Origin of the sequence: Eubacterium limosum, assembly GCF_000807675.2 — a bacterium.
GTDB lineage: Bacteria > Bacillota > Clostridia > Eubacteriales > Eubacteriaceae > Eubacterium > Eubacterium limosum.
In genome coordinates, this window is the sequence record NZ_CP019962.1 from 450,663 (window position 1) to 457,984 (window position 7,322).

Genomic DNA, 7,322 nt, shown 5'->3' on the forward strand with positions numbered 1-7,322 from the left:
GTTATCTCTCCGCCGCTTCTTTGACAAGGGCTGTGAATGCCGTTTCGGGCAGTGGCCGTGAAAAATAATAGCCCTGGATATAGTCGCAGCCCAGCTCCCGCAGGATCTCGACCTCCTCGGCCACCTCGACGCCTTCGGCAATGACGCGCATGTTCAGACGGTGAATAAGGTGGATGATGGCCTCTACGGCTATCTTGGTCCTTGGCTCGCCAGTGAGTCGGTCGGTCAGGCTCTTATCCAGCTTGATAAGCTTAAAGGGCAGGTTGAGCATATTGGTGACGCCGGAGTAGCCGATGCCGAAATCGTCCAGGGCAAAGGCGCAGCCATAGTCGATGAGCCGTTGCATGGTGCTCCGGAGTGTGGACATGGAGGCCGCGGCCACAGTCTCGGTGATCTCGAACTTAAAGCGCTCGGGCGGCAGCTTGTAATGCTCCATGATGGCGATGAGGTCGGCTGCCAGGCTCTCCTGCATGCACTGCACTACAGAGAGGTTGACGCCGATGGTCTCAAATCCTCCTTCGGTATAGGAATGGGCTGTCATAAACTGGCAGACCTTTTCAAACACAACGAGGCCGATGGAGACAATCATACCGTTTTCCTCGGCCATGGGGATAAACTCATCGGGCGGGATGAGGCCAAACTCAGGGTCGCGCATGCGCACCAGCGCCTCACAGGTGGCGAAGCGGTCCGTGGCAAGGCAGTAGATAGGCTGGTAATGCACCTCAAAGCCATCCTTTTCGAGGGCATAGGCGAGCATGGCGCGGATATGGTTCTTGCGCCTGAATTTCTCGTTGAAGATTTCGCCGCCGCGCACCACGCCATTTTCCCGGTGCTTGGACTCCTGGATGGCAAAGTCGATGGCAGACACGATCTCGTCCACGGTTTCGGTGCCGCCTTTGCCCATTGGCACCACGCCCAGACTGCAGTTCAGGCTGTAGTCGATGCCCTGGAAATGCCAGGGCTTTTTAAACCGGCCCACGATGAGGTTCATAAGCCTGTCGGTGTTTTCTGCGCCGTGTGGATCTGCGATGCAGAAAACATCGCCGTCAAAACGATAGACCCGGCCCGTAGGAGCCAGCCCCTTCAGGAATCCGGCGACCTCCTTGAGCAGGCGGTCACAGGTCTTGACGCCGAAAACCTCGTTGGCGAACTTGAAATCCCGCAGGGCAAGGGCAATGATATCCCCCTTTTTCCCGTTCTTCAGGTGCATCTCGATCATCTGCAGAAAAACCTGCCGTTTAAAGGTTCCGGTGAGCTCGTCACTGACCATGCTGTTGCTCTGGGTGGAGAGGTGTACCAGGAGGATACAGCAGGTGCAGGCCACGCCGGTGAGGATGTAGCCTGTAAACACAAACTGGAGCAGGATGGCAGCCAGTGACAGCACCATAAAGGCGCAGAGGGCAGCAAAGACAGACTTTGATATTTTCTTCCGGTTATAGATGGCGATGACCGCAGCGCACAGGATATAGGAAATGGAGCTGATGTGGGTAAAGGGGTTGCCGATGCCCCGGGCATAGCCGTTTTCAAGATCCAGTGTGAAATAAAAATGCGTCAGCGGGTTGGACAGCGCCAGCACAAGGTAAATGAAATACATTGAAAAGGCCAGGATAACCAGGGCTCTCTTGTGCCAGAACTCCTGGTAAATGATGGAGATCACATAGAGCAGCACCATCATAGGCATACTGGGCAAAAAAATCAGGTACAGGTTGTTGAAGAAAACAGCCAGCCCGAAATTGGCGGGGGTCAGGTGCTCTAACAGCAGGGTGGCCACAATGTTGGTAAGAATAAAGGCCATTGAAATGACAAGGGTCGCGCCGTAGATGCGGTTCTGCCAGGTGGGAACCCGTGGCCCTCTGAAGTAGTAGACCATGATGATCCCGATGATTAACGCTGAATAGATTTCAAATTCCAAATGCCATGTCATTTCTTTTACCTCTTAAATTTTCAGATTACCGTTTCAGCGTCGATTGCGAAATAGTCCTTTCGGATATAAAATTCATTGTAGCTGATGGGCATACCGTCCTCCACGGACAGGATGCACTGAGAGATGAGAAAAACGCTCTCCTCTCTTGGGATCTTGAGATAGCCCCGCACCTCGTGGGAAGGCTGTACGATCTCGATGTGCAGCTTTTTCTTAAGCTGGAACTGGAGCTTGGACTTTTCCATGATGCCGTGGAAATTGGCAAAATTGATGACATCCTCCACGATGGGGTTTCCCTTCTGGTAGGGCAGATAGATGTTGCTGTACTGCACCACGTCCTTGCCCATGTAAAAGGCCTTCTGGACACGGATCACCTTATCGAAAGAGCCGACCTTGAGCTCACGCATGAGCCGGCGCCCCGGCGACACAACACCCACCTTGATGAGCTTGACCTCGTCGATCTGCCCCTTGAGACTGTCCACCTCGTCGAAATAAAACTGGTAATGGTTGGAGGTGGGCTCGCAGACAAAGTTACCCTTGCCCGGAATGGTGTAAATATAATTTTCATTGACAAGCAGCGCCAGGCTTTTGCGCAGGGTGGTGCGGCTGACGTCATAAAATTCCGACAGCTCATGCTCCGACGGCAGAATGTCGCCGGGCTTCATCTCGCCCTTTTCGATTTTTCCTTTTATGTCATTTACGATATCGAGATATAAAATTTTACGCATGGTTTCTTACTCCTGGGTAAGCCATTTTTTGCAGATGGAGACGCCCTCGATGGCGTCGCTTGAAAAGGCGTCGGCACCCACATATTTGGCGTATTCCTTGCCCGCGATGGCGCCGCCCAGAATGATCTTGATATTATCCCGGAGGCCGGCCGCTGTGATGGCGTCCACCACCACCCGGATATTTTCCACCACGGAGGTCAAAATCCCGCTGATGCCCAGAATCTGGGGCTTTTCTTTCCTGATGGCCCGGATAAATTCCTCTGTGGGGACGTCAGTGCCTAAATCGATGACCTCGAGTCCCTCGGAGTGCAGCATGCTGACAAAAATGTTTTTGCCCACGTCGTGGATATCGTCAAACACGGTGCCCACCACAATTTTGCCCGCCGGGGCCTGCCGGCTTGAGCGCTCGGACTCCATGCCCGATATTTTGAGCAGGCTGGACACCAGCTCGCCGGCCATGATGAGGTCTGCGATGTAGTATTCGCCCTTTTCATAGCGGTTAGCCACGCGCTGGAGGGCAAAGTTCAGGTCATTGGATATTTCCTTCGGGTTTCTCCCTGATGCGAGCAGGGATTTTACCTGGCGGATGGCCAGGGGCTCGTCAATATTTTCTACCGCTTCGATTAATTTTTTCTCCATGATAACTCCGTCCACAATCAATCTATTTTAGTAAAAATCATACCATAAAAACTGGTCTGTGACAATCGTTTAACCGCCGGATTTACCGCATTTATTTGTTTTTCTTTAGTCAACCTTTCGTTAAAGAATTGTCAAGGAATTCTTCTTTATTCTATTGGAATTTTAATGAAAAAGGCGTATAATGGGTATATACATTGCAAAGGTTCCCAGAAATATTGTGAAAATATAGAGAATTTTAAGGAGCATTCTATGGAAAACTTTACAAAAGCCGAGCTTGAAAAAAACAAAAAATATCTAGAGCTGCTGTCCGGCAGCTTTCCAAACATCACCACCGCAGTGGGCGAGGTGGTGAACCTGACGGCAATTTTAAACCTGCCTAAGAGCACAGAGCATTTCCTGACCGATATCCACGGCGAGCATGAGGCCTTTAACCACGTGATGCAGAACGCCTCGGGCGCTATCCGCCGCAAGGTCATGGACGAGCTGGGCAGTACAGTCAGCCTTGAAGACCTTGAAGAGCTGACCACACTCATCTATTACCCCAGCGAAAAGCTGGACCTCATTAAAAAGGAAAAGAAGGGACCTTACCTGGACAACTGGTATGAGCTCACCATTTACCGCCTGGTCAAGGTCTGCCGGGCCGCCGCCTCTAAATACACCCGCTCCAAGGTGCGCAAGGCCCTGCCCAAGGATTTCGCCTATGTGATGGAGGAGCTTTTGCAGGAGGATGAGCACCGCTTCAATAAAAAGGAATACTATAACCAGATTATCGCCAGCCTGGTGGAATATGGCCGGGCCGAGCACTTTATCATTGAGATTTCCGGGGTCATCAAGCGCCTTACCACCGACCACCTGCACATCATCGGGGACATCTTTGACCGTGGCCCGGGGCCGGATGTTGTCATGGACACCCTCATGAAACACCATTCTCTGGACATGCAGTGGGGTAACCACGATATTCTGTGGATGGGCGCCGCCGCGGGCAGCGCGGCCTGTATCGCCAATGTGGTGCGTATTGCCCTGCGCTACGCCAACATGGACGCTCTGGAAACCGGCTACGGCATCAACCTGCTGCCTCTGGCCACCTTTGCCAACCGCGTGTACCGCGAGGACCCGTGCCAGCAGTTTACCCCCAAGGTGAGCCCGGACGACATCGAGACTGACGCAGAAATTCTGCTCATGACCCGCATGCACAAGGCCATCAGCATGATCCAGTTTAAGCTGGAGGACCAGCTGATCTCCCGCCACCCCGAATATGAGATGGACGACCGCCTGCTGCTGCGCAATATCAGCGAGGATAACAAGACCATCGAGGTGGACGGCGTGGTCTACGAGCTCAACGACACCAACTTCCCAACCCTGGACCATGAAAAACCCTGGGAGTTGAGCGAAGAGGAACAGATCGTGGTGGATAAGCTGTGCTACACCTTCCGCCACAGCGAAAAGCTCCAGAAACACATCCGCTTCATGTACGCCAAGGGCAGCATGTACCTGGTGTACAACAATAACCTGCTGTTTCACGCCTGCGTGCTGCTGAACGAGGACGGCACCTTTAAGGTTAAGAAGATCAACAACAAATATTATTCCGGCCGCTCCCTCATGGATAAATACGACCAGATGGCCCGCGAGGCCTATTTCGGCGACATTGAGGAATGCCCGAACAAGGCGGACTTCCTGTGGTACCTGTGGTGCAACAAGGATTCCCCGCTTTTCGGCAAAGATAAGATGGCGACCTTTGAGCGGTATTTCATCGACGATAAAACCCCGCACAAGGAGCGCTACACCCCGTTCTACACAAGGATCGACGACAATGAGAGCATTGCGGTCATGATCCTCAAGGAGTTCGGCGTGGACCCGGTGGAAGGCCACCTGATCAACGGCCATGTGCCTGTAAAGGCCGGCTCGGGCGAAAGCCCTATCCGCGCCAACGGCAAGCAGCTGGTCATCGACGGCGGCTTTGCAAAGGCCTACCAGAAAACCACAGGTATTGCGGGCTATACCCTGACCTACAACTCCTACGGCCTCACCCTCATCAGCCACCGGCCTTTTGAATCGGTCGATATGGCCATCCGCGAGGGCGTGGATATCAAATCCACCCGCCAGGTGGTGGAAACTACCCTGGAACGCAAACGCGTCAAGGACACTGACATCGGCAAGAGCATCCAGGCCCAGGTCCACGACCTGGAAATGCTGATCTCGGCTTACCGGAAAGGGATTATTAAGGAAAAGTCCTATTAAAGATTTTGTGCAAATTGGCAGAGCGCGGCGTTACGGCCGGCTCTGCCGTTTTTTAGTGGATAATTAATAGTTGATAGTGGATAGTTATCGAACGCTTTCGCCTTTGGCTCAAGCGATTAAAACGCGACCAAAGGCCGCATCCAATCGAATCTGCCAGCGGCAGATTCGAACCTTAACTATCAACTCCCAACTATCCACTATCAACTGTTGCTAAAACCCTTTCCTTATGATAAACTAAAACTACTATTAATCACTAATACTTCAATACAATCGGAGGGGAAAACATGAGCTTTGAAATTGTAACGGATTCTTCCTGTAACCTGCCTGAGGACATCATTGACCGCTACGGTCTGCATATCCTGTCCTTACGTTTTTTAGTTGGAGGAAAAGAATACTACAGCTATACCAAGGGGGAGATCACGGATCTGGCCCAGTTCTATACCATGATGCGCAACAAGGAGGAAATCACCACCTCTCAGATCAGCAGTGATACCTGTACCAAACTTTTTGAAAGCCTGCTCCAGGACGGCAAGGATGTCCTGTACATCGGTTTCTCCTCCGCTCTCAGCGGCACCTACCAGGTCGGGTACCTGGCTTTGGAGGAGCTGAAAAAGAAATATCCTGAGCGCAAGATTTACGCGGTGGATACTCTGGGCGCTTCTCTGGGCGAAGGGCTTCTCGTTTACCACGCCGCAAACCTGCGGGAGGCCGGCGAGAGCATTGAAGCGGTCAACGACTGGCTTCTGGAAAACCGCCTGCACCTCTGCCACTGGTTTACTGTGGACGACCTGTTCTTCCTGCAGCGCGGGGGGCGTGTCTCGGGCACCGTGGCTATTTTCGGCACGCTCTTAAACGTCAAGCCTGTCATGCACATGGACAACGAAGGCCGCCTGATCTTTGTGACGAAGGTGCGCGGCCGCAAGCGCTCTCTGGACGCTTTGGTGGAACGGCTGGACCAGACGGCCATCAACCCGTCTGAGCAGTCCATTTTTATTACCCACGGCGACTGTTTGGAGGACGCCCAATACGTGGCCAAAAAAATCGAGGAAAAATACCACCCCAGGGAAATTGTCATCAACTGGGTGGACCCGGTCATCGGCGCACACTCCGGCCCTGGGACGGTGGCGCTGTTCTTTTTGGGAACTGAACGATAAGGTTTTACCCCCGCCCACTGACACAGCCGGGCGGGTTTCTTTTTTACCAAACCTGTCCCCTTTCTACTGAAAACGTTCCTCACCTCTCCCACTCCTGTGGTATACTTAAATTAAACATTTGTTTCGTTTTAAAATTGAGCCCGGGAGGTTTTTGTCATGGGAAAATTTGTTATCAAGCCGGTCAAATCCGGTTATACCTTTCATCTGAAAGCCAGGAACGGCGAGGTGATCGCGACGTCTGAGGTGTATTCCAGCCTGAGCACCTGCAAGCACGGCACCGAGTCGGTCCGTAAAAACGCAGCGGCCGCGCACCTGGAAGACCAGACCGCCAAAGAGCCTGCACCTGCCAAAAATCCAAAGTTTGAGCTGTACCTGGATAAGGGCGGTAAATACCGCTTCCACCTCAAGGCCACAAACGGCGAGATCATCGCTGTGTCTGCCGCCTACAAGGAAAAAGGCAGCTGCCTGAAGGGCATTGAGTCCGTCAGACACAACGCCCCCGAGGCCGAAGTCATCGTTGAAGAAGCCTGATCCTTACCTTTCATATATTTTATAAAACGCTCCCTGGATAAGCGTATCCGGGGGGCGTTTTACTGCCCTCTGCGGATAGCTGACGGAGGACAGGTATTCGCACCTTTTTTC

General features: G+C 52.6%; 6 protein-coding genes. 3 read left to right on the top strand and 3 right to left on the bottom strand.

What is annotated here, in order from left to right; all coding sequences use genetic code 11:
* Position 1: 1 nt before the first annotated feature.
* From B2M23_RS02115 to B2M23_RS02125, 3 genes are read right to left on the bottom strand one after another with little or no spacing between them, the layout of a single operon-like run.
* A complete protein-coding gene (locus tag B2M23_RS02115) occupies positions 2-1,924 on the bottom strand; it encodes an EAL domain-containing protein (RefSeq protein ID WP_038351100.1) in 1,923 nt (640 codons plus the stop codon).
* A 20-nt stretch (positions 1,925-1,944) separates the two neighbouring features.
* Entirely contained in the window at positions 1,945-2,649 is a 705-nt protein-coding gene (locus tag B2M23_RS02120; protein WP_038351101.1) for a GntR family transcriptional regulator, read from the bottom strand.
* Positions 2,650-2,655: 6 nt separating this feature from the next.
* Positions 2,656-3,288 (bottom strand): cobalamin B12-binding domain-containing protein, encoded by a 633-nt coding sequence (locus B2M23_RS02125; protein ID WP_038351102.1) that lies wholly within the window; start codon positions 3,286-3,288, stop codon positions 2,656-2,658.
* A gap of 249 nt (positions 3,289-3,537) precedes the next feature.
* Here B2M23_RS02125 and B2M23_RS02130 point away from each other — a divergent pair, with 249 nt between their 5' ends.
* The 3 genes from B2M23_RS02130 to B2M23_RS02140 all read left to right on the top strand — a co-directional run bounded on the left by B2M23_RS02130 (position 3,538) and on the right by B2M23_RS02140 (position 7,211).
* The gene (locus B2M23_RS02130) at positions 3,538-5,526 is read left to right on the top strand and encodes a fructose-bisphosphatase class III (protein ID WP_038351103.1); all 1,989 of its coding nucleotides are present in this window, start codon (positions 3,538-3,540) and stop codon (positions 5,524-5,526) included.
* A gap of 284 nt (positions 5,527-5,810) precedes the next feature.
* On the top strand, positions 5,811-6,680 hold the full coding sequence (locus tag B2M23_RS02135) for a DegV family protein (RefSeq protein WP_038351104.1): 870 nt from the start codon (positions 5,811-5,813) through the stop codon (positions 6,678-6,680).
* Between the two features lie 156 nt (positions 6,681-6,836).
* Complete coding sequence (locus B2M23_RS02140) at positions 6,837-7,211, top strand: YegP family protein (protein WP_038351105.1); 375 nt, start codon at positions 6,837-6,839, stop codon at positions 7,209-7,211.
* Positions 7,212-7,322: the final 111 nt, after the last annotated feature.

Excerpts from the sequence above, each read along its gene's own strand:
- B2M23_RS02115 (WP_038351100.1), bottom strand. The coding sequence starts at position 1,924 with ATGACATGGCATTTGGAATTTGAAATCTATTCAGCGTTAATCATCGGG.
- B2M23_RS02120 (WP_038351101.1), bottom strand. The coding sequence starts at position 2,649 with ATGCGTAAAATTTTATATCTCGATATCGTAAATGACATAAAAGGAAAA.
- B2M23_RS02125 (WP_038351102.1), bottom strand. The coding sequence starts at position 3,288 with ATGGAGAAAAAATTAATCGAAGCGGTAGAAAATATTGACGAGCCCCTG.
- B2M23_RS02130 (WP_038351103.1), top strand. The coding sequence starts at position 3,538 with ATGGAAAACTTTACAAAAGCCGAGCTTGAAAAAAACAAAAAATATCTA.
- B2M23_RS02135 (WP_038351104.1), top strand. The coding sequence starts at position 5,811 with ATGAGCTTTGAAATTGTAACGGATTCTTCCTGTAACCTGCCTGAGGAC.
- B2M23_RS02140 (WP_038351105.1), top strand. The coding sequence starts at position 6,837 with ATGGGAAAATTTGTTATCAAGCCGGTCAAATCCGGTTATACCTTTCAT.